At 69.1% G+C, this 19,831-nt stretch carries 25 protein-coding genes; 13 read left to right on the plus strand and 12 right to left on the minus strand.

All coding sequences use genetic code 11. The annotated features are described in order from the left end of the window. Positions 1–133: 133 nt before the first annotated feature. Positions 134–328 carry a hypothetical protein gene (locus tag H8B22_RS05455; protein WP_187713090.1) on the plus strand — a complete coding sequence of 65 codons (195 nt, stop codon included), beginning with the start codon at positions 134–136 and terminating at the stop codon, positions 326–328. Positions 329–407: 79 nt separating this feature from the next. Here the strand turns inward: H8B22_RS05455 and H8B22_RS05460 are convergent, their stop codons facing one another. Next, positions 408–1,250, minus strand: a complete 843-nt coding sequence (locus H8B22_RS05460; protein ID WP_187713540.1) for a DMT family transporter — start codon at positions 1,248–1,250, stop codon at positions 408–410. Positions 1,251–1,588: 338 nt separating this feature from the next. On the opposite strand from H8B22_RS05460, the gene H8B22_RS05465 reads away from it, so the two are divergent. Next, positions 1,589–2,617 carry an SPFH domain-containing protein gene (locus H8B22_RS05465; RefSeq protein WP_187713091.1) on the plus strand — a complete coding sequence of 343 codons (1,029 nt, stop codon included), beginning with the start codon at positions 1,589–1,591 and terminating at the stop codon, positions 2,615–2,617. Positions 2,618–2,620: 3 nt separating this feature from the next. Beyond that, positions 2,621–3,556 carry a diacylglycerol kinase catalytic domain-containing protein gene (locus H8B22_RS05470; RefSeq protein ID WP_187713092.1) on the plus strand — a complete coding sequence of 312 codons (936 nt, stop codon included), beginning with the start codon at positions 2,621–2,623 and terminating at the stop codon, positions 3,554–3,556. A 27-nt stretch (positions 3,557–3,583) separates the two neighbouring features. Here H8B22_RS05470 and H8B22_RS05475 read toward each other — a convergent pair whose 3' ends face one another. After that, positions 3,584–4,633, minus strand: a complete 1,050-nt coding sequence (locus tag H8B22_RS05475) for an NAD(P)-dependent alcohol dehydrogenase (RefSeq protein WP_187713093.1) — start codon at positions 4,631–4,633, stop codon at positions 3,584–3,586. Positions 4,634–4,739: 106 nt separating this feature from the next. On the opposite strand from H8B22_RS05475, the gene H8B22_RS05480 reads away from it, so the two are divergent. From H8B22_RS05480 to H8B22_RS05490, 3 genes are read left to right on the plus strand one after another with little or no spacing between them, the layout of a single operon-like run. Beyond that, positions 4,740–5,222, plus strand: coding sequence for a YajQ family cyclic di-GMP-binding protein (locus H8B22_RS05480; protein ID WP_187713094.1), 483 nt, complete (start codon positions 4,740–4,742; stop codon positions 5,220–5,222). Between the two features lie 25 nt (positions 5,223–5,247). After that, on the plus strand, positions 5,248–5,634 hold the full coding sequence (locus tag H8B22_RS05485; RefSeq protein ID WP_187713095.1) for a VOC family protein: 387 nt from the start codon (positions 5,248–5,250) through the stop codon (positions 5,632–5,634). After that, positions 5,631–6,179: a DUF1415 domain-containing protein gene (locus tag H8B22_RS05490; protein WP_187713096.1), complete on the plus strand. Its 549-nt coding sequence runs from the start codon at positions 5,631–5,633 to the stop codon at positions 6,177–6,179. Before H8B22_RS05485 ends, H8B22_RS05490 begins: the two co-directional genes overlap by 4 nt. A 438-nt stretch (positions 6,180–6,617) precedes the next feature. On the opposite strand, the gene H8B22_RS05495 is transcribed toward H8B22_RS05490, so the two are convergent. From H8B22_RS05495 to H8B22_RS05510, 4 genes are all read right to left on the minus strand, one after another. After that, complete coding sequence (locus H8B22_RS05495; RefSeq protein WP_187713097.1) at positions 6,618–7,421, minus strand: transporter; 804 nt, start codon at positions 7,419–7,421, stop codon at positions 6,618–6,620. A 97-nt stretch (positions 7,422–7,518) separates the two neighbouring features. Further along, positions 7,519–8,352: a hypothetical protein gene (locus H8B22_RS05500; protein ID WP_187713098.1), complete on the minus strand. Its 834-nt coding sequence runs from the start codon at positions 8,350–8,352 to the stop codon at positions 7,519–7,521. Positions 8,353–8,633: 281 nt separating this feature from the next. Further along, positions 8,634–9,338, minus strand: a complete 705-nt coding sequence (locus H8B22_RS05505) for a pseudouridine synthase (RefSeq protein WP_187713099.1) — start codon at positions 9,336–9,338, stop codon at positions 8,634–8,636. An 80-nt stretch (positions 9,339–9,418) separates the two neighbouring features. Next, on the minus strand, positions 9,419–10,465 hold the full coding sequence (locus H8B22_RS05510; RefSeq protein WP_187713100.1) for a class I SAM-dependent methyltransferase: 1,047 nt from the start codon (positions 10,463–10,465) through the stop codon (positions 9,419–9,421). A gap of 171 nt (positions 10,466–10,636) precedes the next feature. Between H8B22_RS05510 and H8B22_RS05515 the strand changes: the two genes are divergently transcribed. Further along, positions 10,637–10,900 carry a hypothetical protein gene (locus H8B22_RS05515; protein WP_187713101.1) on the plus strand — a complete coding sequence of 88 codons (264 nt, stop codon included), beginning with the start codon at positions 10,637–10,639 and terminating at the stop codon, positions 10,898–10,900. Positions 10,901–10,977: 77 nt separating this feature from the next. Here the strand turns inward: H8B22_RS05515 and H8B22_RS05520 are convergent, their stop codons facing one another. Continuing rightward, entirely contained in the window at positions 10,978–11,835 is an 858-nt protein-coding gene (locus tag H8B22_RS05520) for a hypothetical protein (protein ID WP_187713102.1), read from the minus strand. A 264-nt stretch (positions 11,836–12,099) separates the two neighbouring features. Here H8B22_RS05520 and H8B22_RS05525 point away from each other — a divergent pair, with 264 nt between their 5' ends. Continuing rightward, positions 12,100–13,797, plus strand: a complete 1,698-nt coding sequence (locus tag H8B22_RS05525) for a sialidase family protein (RefSeq protein WP_208456928.1) — start codon at positions 12,100–12,102, stop codon at positions 13,795–13,797. Positions 13,798–13,859: 62 nt separating this feature from the next. Here H8B22_RS05525 and H8B22_RS05530 read toward each other — a convergent pair whose 3' ends face one another. Beyond that, positions 13,860–14,654 (minus strand): NRDE family protein, encoded by a 795-nt coding sequence (locus H8B22_RS05530; RefSeq protein WP_187713103.1) that lies wholly within the window; start codon positions 14,652–14,654, stop codon positions 13,860–13,862. Between the two features lie 59 nt (positions 14,655–14,713). On the opposite strand from H8B22_RS05530, the gene H8B22_RS05535 reads away from it, so the two are divergent. Beyond that, positions 14,714–14,998 carry a DUF4031 domain-containing protein gene (locus tag H8B22_RS05535; protein ID WP_187713104.1) on the plus strand — a complete coding sequence of 95 codons (285 nt, stop codon included), beginning with the start codon at positions 14,714–14,716 and terminating at the stop codon, positions 14,996–14,998. 87 nt (positions 14,999–15,085) lie between these two features. On the opposite strand, the gene H8B22_RS05540 is transcribed toward H8B22_RS05535, so the two are convergent. After that, entirely contained in the window at positions 15,086–15,517 is a 432-nt protein-coding gene (locus tag H8B22_RS05540) for an Lrp/AsnC family transcriptional regulator (RefSeq protein WP_187713105.1), read from the minus strand. Positions 15,518–15,622: 105 nt separating this feature from the next. Here H8B22_RS05540 and H8B22_RS05545 point away from each other — a divergent pair, with 105 nt between their 5' ends. Continuing rightward, positions 15,623–16,216 carry a cysteine hydrolase family protein gene (locus H8B22_RS05545; protein WP_187713106.1) on the plus strand — a complete coding sequence of 198 codons (594 nt, stop codon included), beginning with the start codon at positions 15,623–15,625 and terminating at the stop codon, positions 16,214–16,216. 69 nt (positions 16,217–16,285) lie between these two features. Next, positions 16,286–16,543 (plus strand): DUF3297 family protein, encoded by a 258-nt coding sequence (locus H8B22_RS05550; RefSeq protein WP_187713107.1) that lies wholly within the window; start codon positions 16,286–16,288, stop codon positions 16,541–16,543. A 134-nt stretch (positions 16,544–16,677) separates the two neighbouring features. Here the strand turns inward: H8B22_RS05550 and H8B22_RS05555 are convergent, their stop codons facing one another. From H8B22_RS05555 to H8B22_RS05565, 3 genes are all read right to left on the minus strand, one after another. Then, positions 16,678–17,439, minus strand: a complete 762-nt coding sequence (locus tag H8B22_RS05555) for an ABC transporter permease (protein WP_187713108.1) — start codon at positions 17,437–17,439, stop codon at positions 16,678–16,680. After that, the gene (locus H8B22_RS05560) at positions 17,436–18,374 is read right to left on the minus strand and encodes an ABC transporter ATP-binding protein (protein ID WP_187713109.1); all 939 of its coding nucleotides are present in this window, start codon (positions 18,372–18,374) and stop codon (positions 17,436–17,438) included. Before H8B22_RS05560 ends, H8B22_RS05555 begins: the two co-directional genes overlap by 4 nt. Before the next feature lie 69 nt (positions 18,375–18,443). Then, the gene (locus H8B22_RS05565) at positions 18,444–18,707 is read right to left on the minus strand and encodes a DUF2798 domain-containing protein (protein WP_187713110.1); all 264 of its coding nucleotides are present in this window, start codon (positions 18,705–18,707) and stop codon (positions 18,444–18,446) included. Between the two features lie 297 nt (positions 18,708–19,004). Here H8B22_RS05565 and H8B22_RS05570 point away from each other — a divergent pair, with 297 nt between their 5' ends. Both H8B22_RS05570 and H8B22_RS05575 read left to right on the plus strand, forming a co-directional pair. Beyond that, on the plus strand, positions 19,005–19,328 hold the full coding sequence (locus H8B22_RS05570; protein ID WP_187713111.1) for an RcnB family protein: 324 nt from the start codon (positions 19,005–19,007) through the stop codon (positions 19,326–19,328). A 50-nt stretch (positions 19,329–19,378) separates the two neighbouring features. Then, the gene (locus H8B22_RS05575) at positions 19,379–19,744 is read left to right on the plus strand and encodes an RcnB family protein (RefSeq protein ID WP_187713112.1); all 366 of its coding nucleotides are present in this window, start codon (positions 19,379–19,381) and stop codon (positions 19,742–19,744) included. The last annotated feature ends 87 nt before the right edge of the window (positions 19,745–19,831 follow it).

Below are 19,831 nucleotides of genomic sequence, written 5' to 3' on the forward strand. Positions count from 1 at the left end.
GATGTTTGCGGTGCCTGGACGCGTTGCCCGGGCACGTTTGCCTGGCCGTGTTTGCCAAAACCGGCCTTTCACAAAGTCTTTCCACCTGCGGGCTAGCCTGCCTGCGCCGTTCGATTCTGCTGGAGCTCTGCCGATGACCACCAAGCTCGACAAGCCGATCCGCCGCGAGATCGAGATCGAAGACAAGCCCTACACCCTCACCATCGATGGCGATGGCCTGAAGCTGGTCGAGAAGGGACGTCGCAACGGCCAGGAACTGCGCTGGCGCGACCTGGTGAACGGCGATGCCGCGCTCGGCGCGGCCTTGAACGCGGGCACCGGCGGCTGAGCACGGCACAGCCGGCCGCGTCGGTGCGGCCGGCAGCAAGCACATCGGGCCCGTCGCTCTCATCGAGCCGAAGCCGCGCTCAGGGGTGCTCGGCTTCCGCGTGCACGCGTTCGCGCCGCAGCAGGTACAGGCCGCTGGCAATGATGATTCCGGCACCGAGCCAGGTGACCGCATCGGGCAGCACGCCCCACAGCGCGGCATCCAGCATCACCCCCCACACCAGTGCGGTGTATTCCAGCGGTGCGATCAGCGAAGCCTCGCCGAGGCGGAACGCTTCGGTGATCGCGTACTGCCCCAATGCCCCGGCGACGCCGATGCCGGCGATGATCCACGCGTCGGCCGCGCGCACCGGCACCCAGTGCGGCAACGCCAGCGCGCCGGCGCCCAGCGCCATGAAGAACAGCAGCCACACCATCAGCGCCTGCGTGCTGTCGGTGCGCGCGATGATCCGCACCGTGATCGCCGAGACCGAATAGCCGAACGCGGCCACCAGCACCGCCAGCCCGGCCAGGCTCAACACGCCCGCGCCGGTCGGTCGCAGCACCACCAGCACGCCGCACAGGCCAATGGCAATCGCGGTCCAGCGCCGCGGCCCGACCCGCTCGCCGAGGAACGGCACCGACAACGCGGTGATCATCAGCGGCGCAACGAAGAAGATCGAATACGTCTCCGACAGCGGCAGCGTGCGCAGGGCGAACACGAAGCACGCCATCATCACCACCCCGAGCACGCCACGCAGCAGGTGCAGCGACCAGCGCACGCGGAACAGCGACTTCGCCCCGCCGCTCCACAGCGCCCACGCCAGCACCAGCGGCAGCGAGGACGCGCCGCGAATCGCGGACACCTGGAACGGCGGATAGTGCGCACTGAGCGTCTTCAACCCGGCGTCCATCAGCGCGAACAACAGCACCGCCGCCAGCATGTAGGCGACCGCGTGCAACGTCTGCGTCCGGGCGGGATTCACGGCGGGGGATTTCCTGGGCGGCATCGATACGCGCGCAAGGCACGCGGCGGCACATGGTAAGCGAGCGGGCCGCCTTCCTCCCGCACACACCATCCCCGGCCGCCCTAACCCTCGCTGCGCTGGGCGAACACGTGGCGGAATGGAACAATGGGCCGGGGCGATCACCGTCGACGCGCAGGCAGTGGGCCGGCGTCACCAGGTCAGCAGCAAAGGCCACAGCGGCCAGCGCCGACGACCACCGCGGTTGATCCACAACGCCGTCGGCCCGGCGCCGGCAACCAAGGGGAAAGGAAATCATGTTCGGTTTGCGCTACGCCAAGGCCACGCCCAGCACCTACGTCATCCAGTACCGCAACGGCCAGCCAGTGCGCGAAGGCACGGGGCTGGCGTTCTTCTACTTCGCCCCCAACGCCTCGCTGGTGTCGGTCCCGCTGGAAAGCGTGGACGTGCCCTTCATGTTCAACGAGGTCAGCAGCGACTTCCAGCAGGTCACGGTGCAGGGCCAGGTCACCTACCGCGTCGCCGATCCGAAGCTGCTCGCGAGCCTGATGAACTTCAGCCTCAAGCCCAACAGCGAGTACGTCTCGGAAGATCCGTCGCGGCTGCCGCAGCGCGTGGTCAACGCGGTGCAGGTGCAGTTGCGCGCGGTCCTGTCCGGACGGTCCCTGCAGGAACTGCTGCGCGGCTCCGAGCAACTGGTGCAGACGGTGCGCGAGGGACTGCGCCGGCCGGACGGGTTGGCGAGCCTGGGCCTGGAACTGGTCAACCTGGCGGTCCTCGCCGTGCGCCCGAATCCGGAAACCGCGCGCGCGCTGGAAGCGACCGTGCGCGAGCAGATCCTCAAGCAGGCGGACGATGCGACCTACCTGCGTCGCAACTCGGCCATCGAACAGGAGCGCGCGATCAAGGAGAACGAACTCAACACCGAGATCGCGGTCGAGACCAAGAAGCGCCAGATCCGCGAAACGCAGCTCGAAGCCGAGCGCGCGGCGCTCGAGAAGCGCCAGCAGATCCAGCACCAGGACATGGCCGGGCGAATCGAACTGGAAGACCGCAACAAGGCGCTGACCGCGCTGCGGGTCGAGAACGCGCAGAAGGAATCCGATGCCAAGGCGTACGCGGTGGCCGCGGTGATGAAGGCCGTGCACGGCATCGACCCGAAGGTGCTGCAGGCCCTGACCGTCGGCAACGCCGATCCGGGCGCGCTGATCGCCATGGCCTTCCAGGGATTGGCCGAGAACGCCCAGCGCATCGGCGAGCTCAACATCACCCCGGACCTGCTCCAGCAGCTCACCAGCAAGGGGCCCGCGCAAGCCCGGGGCTGAGCCATGGATCCATTGACCCGACGCATCGTGCTCGTCGTGCGCAAGACGCGGCTGGAAGACCTGTTGGCGCGCTTCAACACGGTCGAGCAGGCGCGCTTCTACGTCGAGCACCTGGGCGCGGACTTCGGCGATTACGAGGCGGAACACCGCACCTACCAGCAGGCGGTGCAGGCCGCCGAGGCGACGCTGCGCCGCTACGGGCGCGTGCAACGGCTGGACCGCGGCTTCCTGCCGAACTTCCTCTTCGCGCCCGATGCGCTGGTCGTCGTGCTCGGCCAGGACGGCCTGGTCGCCAACACGCTCAAGTACCTGTCCGGCCAGCCAGTCATCGGCGTCAATCCGGACCCGGCCCGCTGGGACGGCGTGCTGCTGCCGTTCAAGGTGGAGGACCTGGGTGCCATTGCGCCGCAGGCGCAGGCCGGCAAGCGGGCGCTGCGCAAGGTAACCATGGCGCGCGTGCGGCTGAGCGACGGCCAGGAACTGCACGCGGTCAACGACATCTTCGTGGGGCCGCGTTCACACGTTTCCGCCCGTTACGAAATCGCGCTGGGCGAACAGCGCGAGGTGCAGTCCTCCAGCGGCGTGATCGTCTCCACTGGCCTGGGCTCGACCGGCTGGTTCCGCAGCCTGCTGGCGGGTGCCGCGGGCATCTCGGGCCAGCCGCTCAAGGCGCGGGTGAAGGAACTGCGCGAGAAGGGCTTCCCGTGGGACGCCGACCACCTGCACTTCACCGTACGCGAGCCGTTCCCGAGCCAGACCACGCAGACCGGACTGGTCTTCGGGCAGGTGACAGCGCGGCAACCGCTGAAGCTGCTCTCGCAGATGTCGGGCTACGGGGTGATCTTCAGCGACGGCATCGAAGCGGACTACCTCGAGTTCAACTCGGGCATGCTGGCGACGATCGACGTCGCCGACCGATCCGGATACCTGGTGCAGTAACGGTGAGCAGGAACTGCGGCGGCCCGCTCAGTCCCGCAGGCTGGCGATGTCGATCACGAAGCGGTAGCGCACGTCCGCGCGCAGCATGCGTTCGTAGGCTTCGTTGATGCGGTCGATGGTGATGACTTCGATGTCCGAGGCGATGCCGTGCGCGGCGCAGAAATCGAGCATCTCCTGGGTCTCGCGGATGCCGCCGATCAGCGACCCGGCCAGGCGCCGGCGCTTGCCGATCAGCGCGTAGGCCGAGACCGGCGCCGGCCGCTCGGGGATGCCGAGCAGCACCATGGTGCCGTCGAGGCGGAGCAGGCCGAGGTAGGCGTTGTAGTCGTGTTCGGCCGACACCGTGTCGAGGATCAGGTCGAAGCGCCGCGCCAACTGCTTGAACGTCGCCGCGTCGCGGGTGGCGGCGAATTCGTGCGCCCCCAGTGCCAGCGCGTCCGCGCGCTTGGATTCGGAACTGCTCAGCACGGTCACGCGCGCGCCCATCGCCCGCGCCAGTTTCACCGCCATGTGGCCGAGCCCGCCCAGCCCGACCACCGCGACCTCGCTGCCCGCCTTCGCACCGAAATGCCGCAGCGGCGAGTAGGTGGTGATGCCGGCGCACAGCAGCGGCGCGGCGCGGTCCAGCGGCAGCGCCTCGGGAATGCGCAGCACGTACTGCTCGTCGACGGTGATGCGGGTGGAGTAGCCGCCGTAGGTCGGCGCCTGCGTGTCGCGCTCGCGCGAGTTGTAGGTGCCGGTCATGCCCTGGTCGCAGTACTGCTCCTCGCCGGCGCGGCAAGGCTCGCACTGCCGGCACGAATCGACGAAGCAACCGACGCCGACCGCATCGCCGACCTTGTAGCCGGTGACGTGCGCGCCGACTTCGGCGACGCGGCCGACGATCTCGTGGCCCGGCACCATCGGGAAGATGCTGCCGCCCCACTCGTCGCGGGCCTGGTGGATGTCGGAGTGGCAGACGCCGCAATACAGGATGTCGATCAGCACTTCGTGCGCCCGCGGCGCGCGGCGCTCGATGCTGAAGGGGGCCAGCGGCGCGCCGGCGGTTGCGGCGGCGTAAGCGGGGGTGCGGTGCATGGGCGTTTCTCGCGGACCGGGGGTGCCGGCAGTCTATCCAGCGCCAACACCGCTTGCGTTACCCTTTCGCCCCCACGTTCGCACCCCGTCCCACCAGGAGTCCCGCATGCCGTCCTTCGACATCGTGTCCGAAGTCAACCAGCACGAGCTGACCAACGCCGTCGACCAGGCCAACCGCGAGCTGTCCACCCGCTTCGACTTCAAGGGTGTCGACGCCAAGTTCGTGCTCGAGGAGCAGGTGATCAGCCAGTCGGCGCCGAGCGATTTCCAGCTCAAGCAGATGGAGGACATCCTGCGCGCGCGCCTGATCGCGCGCAGCATCGACGTGCGCTGCCTGGAGTTCGGCGACGTGGAAACCAACCTCGCCGGCGCGCGGCAGAAGATCACCGTCAAGCAGGGCATCGAGCGCGACCTCGCTAGGAAGATCCAGGGCGCGCTCAAGGACGCCAAGCTCAAGGTCGACAGCCAGATCAACGGCGACAAGCTGCGCGTCACCGGCAAGAAGCGCGACGACCTGCAGGACGCCATCGCCCTGCTGCGCGCGGGCAACTTCGAGCGCCCGCTGCAGTTCGACAACTTTCGCGACTGATATCGCCGCGACACCGGCGAACGCCATGACCATCGAGCTCGACCACCTGCTGGTGCCTTCGCACGACCGCTACGCGGCGGCACGGCAGCTGGCGGAATTGCTCGGCGTGCCGTGGGCGGAAACCGGCGTCGGTCCGTTCTGCCCGGTGTACGTCAACGCCGGCCTGACCCTCGACTTCGACCAGGCCGAGGGGCCGTTCCCGGTGCAGCACTACTGCTTCCGGGTGTCGGCGGACGACTTCGACGCGATCCTCGGCCGCATCCGCGCCGCCGGCATCGCCTATCGCAGCGCGCCGCACGGCGCCGACGACATGCAGGTCGGGCACTGGAACGGCGGCCGCCTGGTGTACTGGAACGTGCCCGACGGCCACGTCTGGGAACTGCTCACCGTCAGCTATGCGCGGCAGCCATGAACAGCCCTGATCCCATCGCCGACACGCGCCGCTGGCTGGAACGCGCGGTGATCGGCCTCAACCTGTGCCCGTTCGCGAAGGCGGTCCACAGCAAGCAACAGGTGCGCTTCGTGCTCAGCGACGCGCGCGATCCGCAGGCGCTGGCGCAGCAGTTGCACGACGAACTGCTGTGGCTGCACGCCGCCGATCCCGCGCAGACGGACACGACGCTGATCGTGCATCCGCACGTGCTCGGCGACTTCATCGAATACAACGACTTCCTCGATGTCGCCGACGGCTTGGTCGCCGAACTCGGCCTGGAAGGCGAACTGCAGGTCGCCAGCTTCCATCCCGACTACCGCTTCGCCGGCACCGCCGACGACGACGTCGGCAACTGCACCAACCGCTCGCCGTGGCCGACCCTGCACCTGCTGCGCGAAGCGAGCGTGGAACGCGCGGTCGCGGCCTTCCCCGATCCGGATGCGATCGTCGCGCGCAACATCGCCACGCTGGAACGGCTGGGGTTTGCAGGGTGGCAACGGTTGCGGGACGAGTCGGGCGACTAAAGCGCACGGCAGGCTGGAACAACAGCGAGCGCCTGCTTGTGCTTCTCGTGCTGCAAACAACGGCAAGCTCGCTGCGCTCGCCGCCCCTCATCTGCCCTGCGGGCATCTTCTCCCCGCTAGCGGGGAGAAGAAGGAACGCCATCGATTGCACGACCCCCGGTTTGTATCCCTCTCCCCGCTTGCGGGGAGAGGGTGCCGAAGGCGGGTGAGGGGAAGCGAGCGCCTGCTTTGCTTTGCGTACTACAGATGACAGCACGCTCGCTACGCTCGCCCCCTCGTCGCCCCCCCCCCCCGACTAGAGCGTTCGGGGCAGGCCCTGCGGGCCTCTTCTCCCCGCTGGCGGGAAGAAGAGTTCGACGCGCGCGGCTCGTTTCCGATGCAGGGACCAACAACGAAAAACGGCGGCCCATGGCCGCCGTTTTCCAACCACCGCCCGCGTCAGAACCCGGCGGTGAAGTTCACGCCCGCACCCCAGTCCGGGCTGCCGTCGCTCAGGCCCTTGGTGGCGTAGAGCTGCAACTTGCCGGTGTCGGAGGTCGGGAAGCTGTAGAAGCCGGTGACCTCGCTGCGATCGTCGGCGGCTTCCGACGTCGGCTGGCGGTAGTCATACATCGCGCCGATGCTGCTGTTGCCGAGCTTGTGGCTGACGCCGAGGTTGGCGTTGTAGACCGAATCGACTTCGATGAAGTCCGATTCGCCCAGCACCGTGTAGCCCACGCCGCCGAACAGCGTCGTCGCCGCGCCCACGCTGCGGTACACGTCGACGGCCGCACCGTAGTCGTTCTCGCCCGTACCCAGGCCCTTGTCCTCGTCGGCGGTGGCGATCTTGACGTTGCCGGTGAGGTCGACGCCCCAGCGGCCCTGCAGCGGGATCGCGTAGGTCGCGGCCAGGCGCAGGTCGCCGATGCCCGAGGTCGTGCCCGACGTCGGCGCCGTGGTGCCGCCGCCACCGCCGCCGGAATTGCCGCGGCCGCGGCCCTTCGGGTTGAGGTTCACGAGGTTGCCCAGCCCCGGCACCACGTTGGCGTCGCCGTCCACGCGCACCCACGGCAGGCTGGCCTTGAAGGTCCAGTCGCCGGTGGCGTACTTGGCGCTGACCGGCACGGAAAAAATCTTGGTCGTGGTGTCGCTGCCGTAGTCACCCGAGCTGTAGTCGACGCCGAGGCCCAGGCTGAGGCCATCGTCCGCATGCGCCACGCCGGCGACGAGGAGCAGGGAGAGGAATGCTGCAGAACGCTTCATCTGTTTTCCTTGTAGGGAACTGCCGGTCATGTTGCGCGACCGCTTTTGACGACGACGGGCGCACCTGGCGCCCGTCGTGGTGGTGCCGTGCGAACGATCAGGGGCGACCGACGCGATCGGGCTTGCTCGGGCGTTCGGGGCGATCGATCTTGGCCGGGCGCTCGACCTTGGCGATGCGCTCGACCTTTTCCGGCTTGCCGGTGACGCGTTCGGCCTTGGCGGCACGCTCGGGCTTGTGCTCGGCCGACTTGCCGCGGCTTTCGCTCGCGACCTTCGCCGCACCCTTGCCCTTGGCGTCGGCAGCGACGGTCGTGGTGCCCGCTTCGGCATCGGCGTAACGGCCGCTCTTGACCTCGCCCAGGCTCTTGAAGCCCAGTTCCTTCGCGATCTGGCCCCAGCCCATGCCGTCGGCGCGCATCTCCAGGATGCCGCCTTCGTAGGTGGTCGTCGTGGTCGTGGTGCCGTCGGGATTGGTGACCGTGGTGGTGACCGCCGCGCCGAGCAGCGCCTCGTCGAAGGTGCCGGCCTGGCCGCCTTCCACCAGCGCCTGCGCCAGGCCGAGCGAATGATCGACCTCGCCCCAGCCCATCGGGCCGTTGGCGTTGGCGACGACGGTTTCCACCGTCACCGTTTCCATCTTCGGCGTGCCGTCCGGGTTGGTGGCCGGCGTGCCATCGGGGTTGGTGGCCTGGCGCGTGACCGTGGAGACCACGGTGAGACCGCCGCCGGTGCGCAGCGCGGTGATCGCGTCGCCCGCCGCGACTTCATCGCCGGCGAACAGCGGATCGGCGTACTCGTCCACCAGGCGATCCTTGGGAACGCCGGCGTCGGTTTCGGTGGCATCCGGGGGAACGTCCTGGGCGAACGCCGGCGTCGCGGCGAACAGGGTCGCGGCCAGCGCGACAAACAGCAGGGTGTGCTTCGCAGTCATTGCATCCGTCCTCGTCGTGAGTAGCCGCTGTTGCGGCGCGGGACAGATGCTAGGCCGGCAACCGGCCGCAACCACGACCGTTCAGGCTCGGATTCAGGCCGGATTTCGGAAACCCCGCCCAACGCGTGACCGCCGCCGCAGATTCGCACCAAATGTGAAAAAACACCGGACGGAAAAAGGTGAACGCCTTCACGCCGGGCGCGTGAAGGCAGCGTGAGCCCGCACGCGATCTGCGGCGATCAAGCCGCGCCGGTCAGCTCGCGGCGATCCGTTGGCAACCATCAATCCGCGGCGAACAGGCGCTCGCGATCGGGCGCGTCGAGGATGCGCCACTGCCCCGCGGGCAGATCGTCGAGGCCGAGTCCGCCGATGCGGCTGCGGTGCAACGCCTCCACGTGGTTGCCGACCGCGGCGAACATGCGCCGCACCTGGTGGTAGCGCCCTTCGGTGAGGGTGAGGCGCGCCGCGCGCGGGCTGTCCACGTCCAGCGTGGCCGGCGCCAGTGGCGTGGTTTCCGCTTCCAGCAGCAGCGTGCCGCTGGCGAAGGTCGCGGCTTCGTCGCCGCGCAGGTCGTGCGCGAGCGTGGCGTCGTAGACCTTGGGCAGGTGCGTCTTCGGCGACACGATGCGATGCAGCAGCGCGCCGTCGTCGGTCAGCAGCAGCAGGCCGCTGGTGTCGCGGTCCAGCCGGCCCACCGTCGACAGCAACGGCGAACGCAGGCGGAAGCGCGGCGGCAGCAGGTCGTAGACGATGCGGCCGGGATCCTTGGTGGAACAGGTGTAGCCCACCGGCTTGTGCAGCATGATCAGCAACCCGGCGGGCGGATCGAGCGCTTCGCCTTCGATGCGGATATCCGCGTGCGCAGCCTGGTCGTCGGTGTAGAGCACCTCGCCGTTGGCGTCGGTGACCATGCCGGCGCGGAACATCGCGGTGACGTCCTTGCGACTGCCGTAGCCGAGGTTGGCGATCAGTTTTACGAGTTTCATTTCTTGGGCGTTCTTTAAAGCGCTGGTAATTGGTTGTCGTCAGCCGCGTGCGCGGCATTGGCAGTATCGAAGCGTGGTCGTTACGGCAGGCGGGTCGCTTCGAACACCTTGAAGCCCTCGGCCTGCACGACCACGCGCACCTGCGCGAACTGGCGCGCCAGTTCCGCTTCGTATGGCAGGTGGCGATTGGCCACCAGCCACAGGCGGCCGCCGGGGCGCAGTGCTTCGGCGGCCACGGCGATGAAGCGGCGACCGATGTCGGGACGATCGGCGCGGCCCTGCGCGTGGAACGGGGGATTGCTGACGATCACATCGAAGCGCTTGCCCAGCCCGGTGGTGACGTCGTGCCAGTGGTAGGCGAGATCCACGCGGGCGCCCTGCGCGGCCAGGTTCATCCGCGCCAGGTCCAGGGCGCGACGCTCGGCCTCGTACAGGTCGAGCGCGGTGATGCGCGGGCAGCGCGCGAGCAACTCGTGCGCGAGGTAGCCGTACCCCGCGCCGAGGTCGGCCGCTTCGCCGTGCAGGTCCGGCGGCAGGTGCGCGGCGAGCAGCGCCGAAGCAGCATCGATGCGGTCCCACGCGAACACGCCCGGCCGGCTGGTGAAGCGGCCACCGGCGATCGCACGCGGCGCGTCCAGTTGCCGCCATTCGGCAAACAGCGCGGGATCGGCGGCGCCGTGCAGCGGCGCGGTCCAGAACGCGCGACATTTGTTCTTCGTCAGGCTCGCGACCGGACCGGCGAGCCGCGCCAGGTCCGCCTCGCCTGACTTCGCGCCTTCGTCGTTGCGCAGGCACGCGAGCACGCGCCCGTCCGGCGCGGTGCGCGCGATCGCGCGGGCGTACAGCGCGCGCGCTTCCTCGCGTTGCCGCGGCGGCAGCAGCAGCACCAGCGGATGCCGCGTGTCCGCGTCCGCCTCGACCAGCGGCAAGCCCGAGCGCTGCAAGGCATCGGCTTCGGGACGGAAACTCTGCTCGCACACCAGCCCGGGCCAGGCGCGCTGGTGCAGCGGCCAGCCGTCGCGCGCGCGCAGGAACAGCGCGCCACCGGCTTCGGGCCACGCGAGCGGGCCGTCGAGCAGCGGCAGCAGCAGGGTTTCGAGCGCGGAATCGGGACCGTCGGCGGACACGCGCGGCTTCAATCAGCGGGAACAGGCGCCGATTCTACCGGCGCGTTCTACCGGGCGCGCTCCTCGGGCACGCTCTGGCGGGTGCGTATCGGCGCGGCGCCGCGGCCATTAACACCCGGCCAACACCACCGCGGGCATGATCGGGACTGGCCTATCTGCAGGAGTGCCGGAATGCGCGCCCTCTTCATCGGCGGTTCGGTCGACAACAGCGAACTCGATCTCGACACGGATCGCCCGCCGCTGCATTACCCCGAGAACACCGGCGGCGGCCTCCCCCGCTACCGCCTGCACCACGTCGGCGTACGCGACGCCGGCGACATCGCCTACGTCGTCTATGCGGCCCCGGACCTCGCCGACGAGGTCGTCAGCACCATCAGCGACGAACGTGATTACCCACGCCGCTTCCACGCCACGCCGGCGCTCGCCGCGCGCTGAGGCCACGCGGCGGCACCGACACCCGGAAACGCGAAGGGCGGCTTCCGCCCCCCTTCGCTGCTGCAGGGTTCTGGATCTCAATCGCCCACGAAGCGGATCGCGTACGACACGCTGGCGAACGATACCTGGCTGGCAAAGACATTCATGTTGAGCCGGAGGGTGGTCGGCTTGTTGAAGAACTCCCTGGCCTGCGCCTCCGTGAGCCCGTAGAACTCGATCAGCGAACGCTTGTTTACGTAGCCGCCGATGCAGGTCCGTGTGGAGTTCAGGCGCTGCGGCACCTGCTCGCCCTGGTCGAGCAGCGCGACCAGCTGGCTGCTGCTGGCGAACACGTCGAGCTTGCCGTTCAAGGGCAGGCCGGTTTCCGGGTCCACCAGGCCGGGAGCGTTGAGCACCTCGTTCTCGACGGTGATGGACGGCTGCATCGTCAGCCGCGCGACGCGGTTGTCGTAGCCGCTGTAGTTCACCAGCGTGGCGGCCATGGTCGGCGTCAGCCAGTGGCACAGCAGCGTCTGGGTGCTGCGCGCCGGCAACGTCATGTGGGCCACGTCGCGGAACTCGCCGAACTGCGTGCCGGTATTCGTCGGATCGACCTGCATGCACAGCAGGCCCGGATCCTCGCCGGGCTGCGGCGTGCAATCGCCGCGCACGACCAACGGCCGGCCCGATGCCAGGCCCAGCCAACGAACCTGATGGCCGAAGGAATCGGCATCCCCCACATCCAGCGTCGACTCGCGCGTGGTCTGCGCCGCCAGTCGCTGCTCGAAACGCGCCTCGGCCGCTTCGGCCACGGACGGCTTGCGCGCATCCAGCATCCGCCCCAGCTGCTCCTTGCCGGCAGCATCCTCCGTGCCAAAGCCATTGCCGCCCACCGCCCAGGCGCTTGCTCCTGCGACTGCCATGCACGCCGCCGCGATCATCCCCAACTTACGCATGCTTCCCCTCCAATGTGTGATGGTCCTTCCGACGCTTCGTGCGTCGGCGGCGATTATGGCGCCTGTCGTTCGCACACATTGCGACCCGGTCGCTGCCCGGCGACCCGCATGGCCGTACGTTCGCGCAATCGTCGACGCCGCCCTGGCCCATGCCGGGCACACGCGCTGCAAGGGCTGGCCTTTCTTGTCGGAATCGACCCGGCGGCACTGGGATAACAAGGCATTGATTAGACTCGCCGGCATCCTTGCAAGGGGAGAGCTGCGATGCGCGCACGCGATGCGAAGCCGGGCCTGGCCTGGGTATGTGGCGCGCTGCTCGTGCTGGCGATCGGCGCCTGCGGCGGCGGTGGCGGCGGCAGCCGCTCGGGCGGTGGCACGCCACCCCCGCCGCCACCTCCCCCGCCGCCGCTGACGGACATGCAGTACCGCGCATCCGGACCGTCGCCCTTCACGCTCAATTGCGATGGCGGTACGACCGGAACGGTATTCCAGAACGCGGAAGTCGAGCCGCACGTGGCGGTCGATCCAAGCAACCCCAACAACCTGATCGGCGTGTGGCAACAGGATCGCTGGTCGAACGGCTCGTCGCGCGGCCTGATGAGCGCGGCCTCCAGCGATGGCGGCCAGACCTGGACGCGCACGCCGCTGCCGGTGTCGCGGTGCGGTGGCGGCACGTTCGCCAACGGTGGCGACTACGCGCGCGCGACCGATCCCTGGGTCACCTTCGCGCCGGACGGCACCGCGTATGCGATGGGCCTGGTCACGACCGGTGCTTCGTTCGAAGCCGGTTCGGTCAATGCCATGCTCGTGGTGCGCTCGACCGATCGCGGTCGCAGCTGGAGCGCGCCGACGACGCTGATCCGCGATGGCGCCGGCTTCTTCAACGACAAGAACACGATCACCGCCGACCCGTTCGCTGCGGCCTTCGTCTATGCGACCTGGGATCGCCTGGTGGCCGGCGACGCCGGGGGGCCGAGCTACTTCAGCCGCACCATCAATGGCGGTGTGACCTGGGAAGCCGCGCGCGCCATCTACGACCCGGGCCCGGCCAGCCAGACGCTCGGCAACGTCATCGTTGTCGCGCCCAACGGCACGCTGGTCAACCTGTTCACCCAGATCGACCGCGTCTCCGCCACGAGCACCGTTTCGCACCTGGATGTCATCCGCTCCTTCGATCGCGGCGTGACCTGGACGGGACCGACCCGCATCGCCGACCTCCTCGCCGTGGGCACGCGCGACCCGCAGAGCAACGTGCCGGTGCGCGACGGCGCCAGCCTGGCGCAGATCGCCGTCGGCGCCAGCGGGCACCTGTTCGTGGTCTGGCAGGACGCGCGCTTCAACAACGGCAATTTCGATTCGATCGCGATCTCGCGCTCGACCGACAACGGCGCCACCTGGTCCGCGCCGAGCCGGGTCAGCGCGGCGGGCGCGGCGGCTTTCACGCCTTCCGTGCACGTGCGCGCCAACGGCGACGTCGGCGTCACCTATTACGACCTGCGCAACAACACGGCGGCAGCGAGCCTGCTCGCGGACTACTGGCTGGCGCGCTCGTCGGACGGCGGCGTGACCTGGACGGAGACGCGCGTGGCCACGTCCTTCGACGTCACGACGGCGCCGCAGGCGGGCGGTGCGTATTTCCTCGGCGATTACCAGGCGCTGGTCAGCCGCAACAACGTCTTCGTGCCTTTCTTCGTGAAGACCACGGGCGACCTGAGCAATCGCACCGACGTCTACGCGGCGCCGGCGGTCTCCGTCGCGGCCGCCGCGCAACAGACCGCGCTCCAGCAGGTACTCGCGCAACTGACCCGCAAGCCGGAGATCGCGTCGCGCGCGATTCCGTCCGACTTCCGCATCACCGATGGATTGCGCCGTAACACCAGCGCCCAGGCGGAACGCAGCATGCGCTGGCGGGTGCCGCAGTGGGGCGAGAAGACGATGCGGGCCGACGTCGCGCCGCCCTGATTTCGCTACCCTGATCTCGCCACCCTGATCCCGCGGCGACGATCGAAGCACCCGTAACGAGGCTAGCCCACACGCGGCAACACGGCGAAGCTTTCGCCCTGCGGCCGACCATCCGCACCGAAGCGCCGCTCGGCGAACACGATCGCCGCCGCCTCCACCAGCACCACCGTGCTGCAGCGCGTGCCATAACGTTCGCCGCGCACGAACGGCGGCGACAGCCAGCGTTCCATCTCCAGGCCCACGCCCGTGTCCGGCAGCGCCGCGTCCGGCGCCGGCTGCGTATCGGCCAGTGCGACGAACAGCGGCTCCAGTGCCGCGCGGTCGACGTCGCCATCGCGCAGCGAGGCCGGCGCCTCCAGCCAGGCGCGCAGCGCGCGGGTGGCGTGCCCGGCCTTGGGCCAAGGCGCGTCGAAGGCGCCGTTGGACATCGCGTGGATGCCGGCTGCCACCGGTGCCGAAACGGTCTGCGGGTGGTTGCTGGCGAACATGAGCGCGTCGCCGTCCCAGGCCAGCAGGTTGTAGCGGCCGTGCTCCTGCGCGATCGGCGCCACCTGCGCCATGTAGGCCGCCGCGCCCGCATCGCCGCGCACGTAGTCGCGCACCAGCGCGCCGCGCGAACGCGGCCGCGCTTCCGGATTGCGGCCGACGCGCACGTTGGTCACCGCGGCGAGGCGCCCGCGCGTGGACACCTGCAGCCAACCGCCACCGGCTTCGACGTCGCGCCCGCCGTACACGTCCGGTGCCGCCGGATCGATGCCGGCGGCCGTCGCCGGACGCGCATGGAATTCGTCGCGGTTGGCGATCAAGGCCAATGCGTAACGGGGATGGTCCTGCCAGGCGACGGCGATCAGGCACATGCGGCCATCATAGACGGCCACGGCCGCGCGCCCGTGCGGCGGATGGCACACTGCGGGCCATGACGGTCTATGTCGACGACGCCGTGCATCCCTGGCGCGGCCAGCGCTGGGCGCACCTGATGGCGGACACGCTGGACGAGCTGCACGCGATGGCCGCGCGCCTGGGCATTCCGCGCCGCGCCTTCCAGGACAAGGCCAGCGGCGCGCATTACGACGTCACCGCCGAACTGCGCGAACGCGCCATCGCGCTGGGCGCGCAGGCGATCTCGCGCCATCGCGAACGCGAACTGGTGAAGGCGGTCATCGCCCGCGCCAAGGCGCAGGGCCGCGGCGAGGCGCCGTAACGTCCCGGGGCAGATGCGTAGCCCGGGTAAGCGCAGCGCACCCGGGACCACCTGCCCGGATACTCCCGCATCACCGCCGAACCGGCGTCACCGCTCCAACAGCGTGCGCAACACCGGCAGCGTGGTCACGTCGTCGATGCCCTTGAAGCCGGCCACCGCCTCGCGCAGGTCCGACAGCATCGACGGCGTCTCGGCCTGCACCAGCACCAGCATGTCGGTTTCGCCGGCGACGCTGTGGCAGGACTGCACCTGCGGCAGCGCCTCCAGTTGCGGCATCACGTCGTCGCAGCTGAAGCCATCGGCGTAGCGCAGCAGCAGCCACGCGCGCAGCGGATCGCCGCCGCTGCCCAGGCGCACGGTGTACTGCGCGATCACGCCAGACTGCTCGAGCCGCGCGATCCGCTCCTGCACGGCGCTGCGCGAGAGGCCCACGGCCTTGGCCAACTGCACCGTCGACAGGCGTGCGTTGTCCTGCAGCAGCGCGATCAGGCGACGGTCGATGTCGTCGAGTTTCTTCATCCGCGAATTATGGCGCCACATCGCCGGCCGCACCGGCACATTGCCGGGTTGAGACCGGCGCGCGCGCACCACGAAGATGCCTTCCCCTTGCCACGAGTTCCCGCCATGCCCCTTGTCCTCGACGCCCGCACCGCCCTGATCCCGATCGACATGCAGCGTGGTTTCGACCTCGACCCCGCACGCAGCAACAATCCCGCGATCGAAGCCAACGGTCGCCGCCTGCTGTCGGCGTGGCGTGCCGCCGGCCTGCCGCTGATCCACGTGCGCCACGACTCGGTCAAGCCGGGTTCGGTGTTCGCGCCGGGCCAGCCGGGCAATGCCCTGCGCCCCGGTTTCGAGCCGCAGGGCAGCGAGCCGCTGGTCACCAAGTCGGTCAACGCCGCCTTCATCGGCACCGACCTCGACCTGCGCCTGCGCCGGCTGGGCGTGGAGCAGGTGGTGCTGTTCGGCCTGGTCACCGACATGTGCGTGTCGACCACCGCGCGGGTCGCGGCCAACCTGGGCTACCGCACGGTGGTCGTCGGCGACGCCTGCGCCTGCTTCGCCCTGCCCGACGCCGACGGCCGCCTGATTGCGGCCGAGGAGATCCACCGCGCCCACCTCGCCACCCTGCGCGCGGAGTTCGCACGCGTCGTCGATACGGCAGACGTGCTCGCGGTGCTCGGCGCACGCGGCCACGCCGAAGCGGCCGCCGCCTAGGCCGCGCGAGGCGCCGGAGGACGGGGCTCGCCTACAATGCGCGCCTCTGTCCCGCGAGCACGCACGACCATGTCCGACACGCCTCCCGACCACCTCTCCAACGACCCACGCAGCAAGTTCTACGACGAGACTGTCCTCGAACGCGGCATCGGCATCCGTTTCAATGGCGTCGAGCGCCACAACGTCGAGGAATACTGCATCAGCGAAGGCTGGGTGAAGTTGCCGGTCGGCAAGTCGCTCGACCGCCGCGGCCAGCCGATGACGATGAAGGTGAAGGGCACGGTCGAAGCGTGGTTCCTCAACCCGGCGCCGCAGGCCGGCGAGTGAAAAAGGCGGGCCGAGGCCCGCCTTTTTCTTGTAAGAGTTCGCGCTTTGTACGAGTTCGCGAGCGGTTCCCTTCTCCCCGCGTGCGGGGAGAAGGTGGCGCAAAGCGCCGGATGAGGAGCGGCTTCGTGGACGACCTACGCCTTAAGCCGATACCCGGTGCGGAAGATCCACGCGATCAGCGCCAGGCACAGCGCCAGGAAACCCACGATCGCCGCCGCGCTCACGCCGATGTTGACGTCGCTGACCCCGTAGAAGCTCCAGCGCATGCCGCTGATCAGGTACACCACCGGGTTGAACAGCGCGACCTTCTGCCACAGCGGCGGCAGCATGGTGATCGAATAGAACGCGCCGCCGAGGAAGGTCAGCGGCGTCAGGATCAGCAGCGGGATCACCTGCAGCTTCTGGAAGCTGTCGGCCCACACCCCGACGATGAAACCGAACAGGCTGAAGCTCAGCGCGGTCAGCACCAGGAAGCAGAGCATCCACCCGGGGTGCGCGATCTCGTACGGCACGAAGAAGCGCGCGGTCAGCAGGATCAGCGTGCCCAGCATCAGCGACTTGGTCGCCGCGGCGCCGACGTAGCCGAGCAGGATCTCGGTGGTCGACACCGGCGCGGACAGCAGCTCGTAGATCGTGCCCGACCACTTCGGCAGATAGATGCCGAACGAGGCGTTGGACACGCTCTCGTTGAGCAGCGACAGCATCACCAGGCCGGGGATGATGAAGGCGCCGTAGCCGACGCCGTCGACCTCGCCCATGCGCGAGCCGATCGCCGCGCCGAACACGATGAAGTACAGCGAGGTCGACAGCACCGGCGACAGGATCGACTCCATCAGGGTGCGGAAGGTGCGCGCCATCTCGAAGCGGTAGATCGCGCGGATCGCGTGCACGTTCATGCGCGGGCCCCGTTGTTGCCGTGGACCAGGCTGACGAAGATCTCCTCCAGCGAGCTCTCGCTGGAATGCAGGTCCCTGAAGTCGATGCCCTGCTCGTTGAGCCGGCGCATCAGCGTGGCGATGCCGGTCTGCTCGCGCTGGGTGTCGAAGGTGTAGACCAGGGCGTGGCCCTCGTCGGCCAGTTCCAGGGCGAAGTCGGCCAGCGCGGGCGGCACCGCGGCCAGCGGCTCCTGCAGCTGCAGGGTCAGCTGCTTCTTGCCGAGCTTGCGCATCAGCACGTGCTTGTCCTCGACCACGATCAGCTCGCCGTTGCTGATGACGCCGATGCGGTCGGCCATCTCCTCGGCTTCCTCGATGTAGTGCGTGGTCAGGATGATGGTGACGCCGCTCTCGCGCAGCGCGCGCACCATCTGCCACATGTCGCGGCGCAGCTCGACGTCGACGCCGGCGGTGGGCTCGTCGAGGAACAGGATCCGCGGTTCGTGCGCCAGCGCCTTGGCGATCAGCACGCGCCGCTTCATGCCGCCGGACAGGGTCATGATCTTGGCGTCGCGCTTGTCCCACAGCGAGAGGTCGCGCAGCACCTTCTCCAGGTGCGCCGCGTTCGGCGCCTTGCCGAACAGGCCGCGACTGAAGCTCACCGTCGCCCACACCGTTTCGAACGCGTCGGTCGACAGCTCCTGCGGCACCAGCCCGATCGCCGCGCGCGCCGCGCGGTAGTCGCGCACGATATCGTGGCCATCGGCGAGCACGGTGCCGGTACTGGCATTGACGATGCCGCAGACGATGCTGATCAGCGTGGTCTTGCCGGCGCCGTTGGGCCCGAGCAGGGCGAAGATCTCGCCGCGGCGGATGTCGAGGTCGACGTGCTTGAGCGCGACGTGGCCGGACGCATAGGTCTTGCTCACGTCGCGGATGGAAACGACGGCATCCATGTGGGACGGCTCCAGCGGGGCGGAGGACTGATCGTAATCGAGCCGCGGTGCGGGACCGTGCGCCATGGTTCAGCCCATCTCGCCCAGGCCGCGCGACGGCCGTGGCGGCGCGGTATCGGTCAGGCGCGCGAGCAGCGCACGCACGGTCGGTACGGTCACCCACGCCACCGGCAAGGCGACGACGAAGGCGAGGCCCCAATTGCCCAGCCACGCCTGCAGCAGGCCGGGACGCAGGCCGTGGTGGACCGTGGTCATGACCAGGCTGATGACGGCCGACATCACGGTGACCATCAGCGGGACGAAGGCGAACTGGGCCTGGCGTGGCGTGAGCATGGGCGTGAGGGAAACCTCGGGGGAGGCGCACAGGCTAGGCACCGCAACGCGCCTTGATAAGCCGCCATTCGAGGGAGGAACCGTCCCGGGCACGGGGCAATCGCGGCGCGCCGATACGGACGGCGCTGCGGCGCGTGCATGAATACGGGGCAAACGTCCCCCGCCCTGCAACGGAGATGGCGGTCAAGGTTCAAGCAAGTCGTGGTGAACTTCGCCCCAGCCGGTGGGGTCGCGGGCCTACCATCGGCCCGCAAGCAGCCACACCACACACCGAACCGAACAACCCAGGGGGAACCCATGAAACGCATCCTGCTCGCGGCTTCCTTCGCCGCACTGCTGCTCTCCACGTCCGTCGCTTTCGCCGGCGGCAAGGGCCACGGCCATGGCGGCGGCCACGACGGACACCCGCCGGGCAAGCACAAGGGCTGGCACAAGGACTACCGCAAGGGCGAGCGCATCGAGGTGGTCTACCTCGAACCGCGCTACTACGTCGAGGACTACCGCCACTACCACCTGTCCGCGCCGCCGCCGGGCCACCGCTGGGTCCGCCATCCGGACGGCCGCTACATCCTGGTCGCCGTGGCCACCGGCATCATCGCCGACATCCTGCTGCACCACTGAGCCCTGCCCGGGCCGGGCGCACGCCCGGCCCACGGCCTCCGGAGAACCGCATGAAGCGCCTGTTGCTCGCCACCTCGCTCGTGCTCGCCTGCCTCGCCGCCCCGGCGGCGTTCGCGGGCGACCACCACCGCCACCACGATCGCCATCATTACGACGATGACGACGATCGGGACGACGACGATCGCGGCTACTACCGCCAGTCGTACAAGCACAGGGGCTGGGAGCGCCGGGACTACCGTCGCGGCGAACGCATCGAAGTGGTGTACGTGGAGCCGCGCTACTACGTGGACGACTACGAGTACTACCACCTGCGCCGTCCGCCGTCCGGCCACCGCTGGATCCGCACCGACGACGGCCGCTACATCCTCGTCGCCGTGGCCACCGGCATCATCGCCGACATCCTGCTGCACCACTGATCGCAACGTCACGCAGCGCCAGTACAACGGCGCATCGCCACGACCGCATCACGAACAAGCCCCGCGCATGCGGGGCTTGTTCGTTGC

It is taken from the genome of Lysobacter terrestris, from assembly GCF_014489475.1.
Classification (GTDB): domain Bacteria; phylum Pseudomonadota; class Gammaproteobacteria; order Xanthomonadales; family Xanthomonadaceae; genus Agrilutibacter; species Agrilutibacter terrestris.

What these genes read in the sequence shown, in the direction of transcription:
- H8B22_RS05515 (WP_187713101.1), top strand. Translation starts at nt 10,637, where the DNA reads ATGCGCGCCCTCTTCATCGGCGGTTCGGTCGACAACAGCGAACTCGAT.
- H8B22_RS05475 (WP_187713093.1), bottom strand. Translation starts at nt 4,633, where the DNA reads ATGCACCGCACCCCCGCTTACGCCGCCGCAACCGCCGGCGCGCCGCTG.
- H8B22_RS05455 (WP_187713090.1), top strand. Translation starts at nt 134, where the DNA reads ATGACCACCAAGCTCGACAAGCCGATCCGCCGCGAGATCGAGATCGAA.
- H8B22_RS05520 (WP_187713102.1), bottom strand. Translation starts at nt 11,835, where the DNA reads ATGCGTAAGTTGGGGATGATCGCGGCGGCGTGCATGGCAGTCGCAGGA.
- H8B22_RS05550 (WP_187713107.1), top strand. Translation starts at nt 16,286, where the DNA reads ATGTCCGACACGCCTCCCGACCACCTCTCCAACGACCCACGCAGCAAG.
- H8B22_RS05575 (WP_187713112.1), top strand. Translation starts at nt 19,379, where the DNA reads ATGAAGCGCCTGTTGCTCGCCACCTCGCTCGTGCTCGCCTGCCTCGCC.
- H8B22_RS05465 (WP_187713091.1), top strand. Translation starts at nt 1,589, where the DNA reads ATGTTCGGTTTGCGCTACGCCAAGGCCACGCCCAGCACCTACGTCATC.
- H8B22_RS05470 (WP_187713092.1), top strand. Translation starts at nt 2,621, where the DNA reads ATGGATCCATTGACCCGACGCATCGTGCTCGTCGTGCGCAAGACGCGG.
- H8B22_RS05540 (WP_187713105.1), bottom strand. Translation starts at nt 15,517, where the DNA reads ATGAAGAAACTCGACGACATCGACCGTCGCCTGATCGCGCTGCTGCAG.
- H8B22_RS05480 (WP_187713094.1), top strand. Translation starts at nt 4,740, where the DNA reads ATGCCGTCCTTCGACATCGTGTCCGAAGTCAACCAGCACGAGCTGACC.
- H8B22_RS05535 (WP_187713104.1), top strand. Translation starts at nt 14,714, where the DNA reads ATGACGGTCTATGTCGACGACGCCGTGCATCCCTGGCGCGGCCAGCGC.
- H8B22_RS05525 (WP_208456928.1), top strand. Translation starts at nt 12,100, where the DNA reads ATGCGCGCACGCGATGCGAAGCCGGGCCTGGCCTGGGTATGTGGCGCG.
- H8B22_RS05565 (WP_187713110.1), bottom strand. Translation starts at nt 18,707, where the DNA reads ATGCTCACGCCACGCCAGGCCCAGTTCGCCTTCGTCCCGCTGATGGTC.
- H8B22_RS05530 (WP_187713103.1), bottom strand. Translation starts at nt 14,654, where the DNA reads ATGTGCCTGATCGCCGTCGCCTGGCAGGACCATCCCCGTTACGCATTG.
- H8B22_RS05545 (WP_187713106.1), top strand. Translation starts at nt 15,623, where the DNA reads ATGCCCCTTGTCCTCGACGCCCGCACCGCCCTGATCCCGATCGACATG.
- H8B22_RS05460 (WP_187713540.1), bottom strand. Translation starts at nt 1,250, where the DNA reads ATGCTGGCGGCGGTGCTGTTGTTCGCGCTGATGGACGCCGGGTTGAAG.
- H8B22_RS05490 (WP_187713096.1), top strand. Translation starts at nt 5,631, where the DNA reads ATGAACAGCCCTGATCCCATCGCCGACACGCGCCGCTGGCTGGAACGC.
- H8B22_RS05560 (WP_187713109.1), bottom strand. Translation starts at nt 18,374, where the DNA reads ATGGATGCCGTCGTTTCCATCCGCGACGTGAGCAAGACCTATGCGTCC.
- H8B22_RS05555 (WP_187713108.1), bottom strand. Translation starts at nt 17,439, where the DNA reads ATGAACGTGCACGCGATCCGCGCGATCTACCGCTTCGAGATGGCGCGC.
- H8B22_RS05485 (WP_187713095.1), top strand. Translation starts at nt 5,248, where the DNA reads ATGACCATCGAGCTCGACCACCTGCTGGTGCCTTCGCACGACCGCTAC.
- H8B22_RS05495 (WP_187713097.1), bottom strand. Translation starts at nt 7,421, where the DNA reads ATGAAGCGTTCTGCAGCATTCCTCTCCCTGCTCCTCGTCGCCGGCGTG.
- H8B22_RS05505 (WP_187713099.1), bottom strand. Translation starts at nt 9,338, where the DNA reads ATGAAACTCGTAAAACTGATCGCCAACCTCGGCTACGGCAGTCGCAAG.
- H8B22_RS05500 (WP_187713098.1), bottom strand. Translation starts at nt 8,352, where the DNA reads ATGACTGCGAAGCACACCCTGCTGTTTGTCGCGCTGGCCGCGACCCTG.
- H8B22_RS05570 (WP_187713111.1), top strand. Translation starts at nt 19,005, where the DNA reads ATGAAACGCATCCTGCTCGCGGCTTCCTTCGCCGCACTGCTGCTCTCC.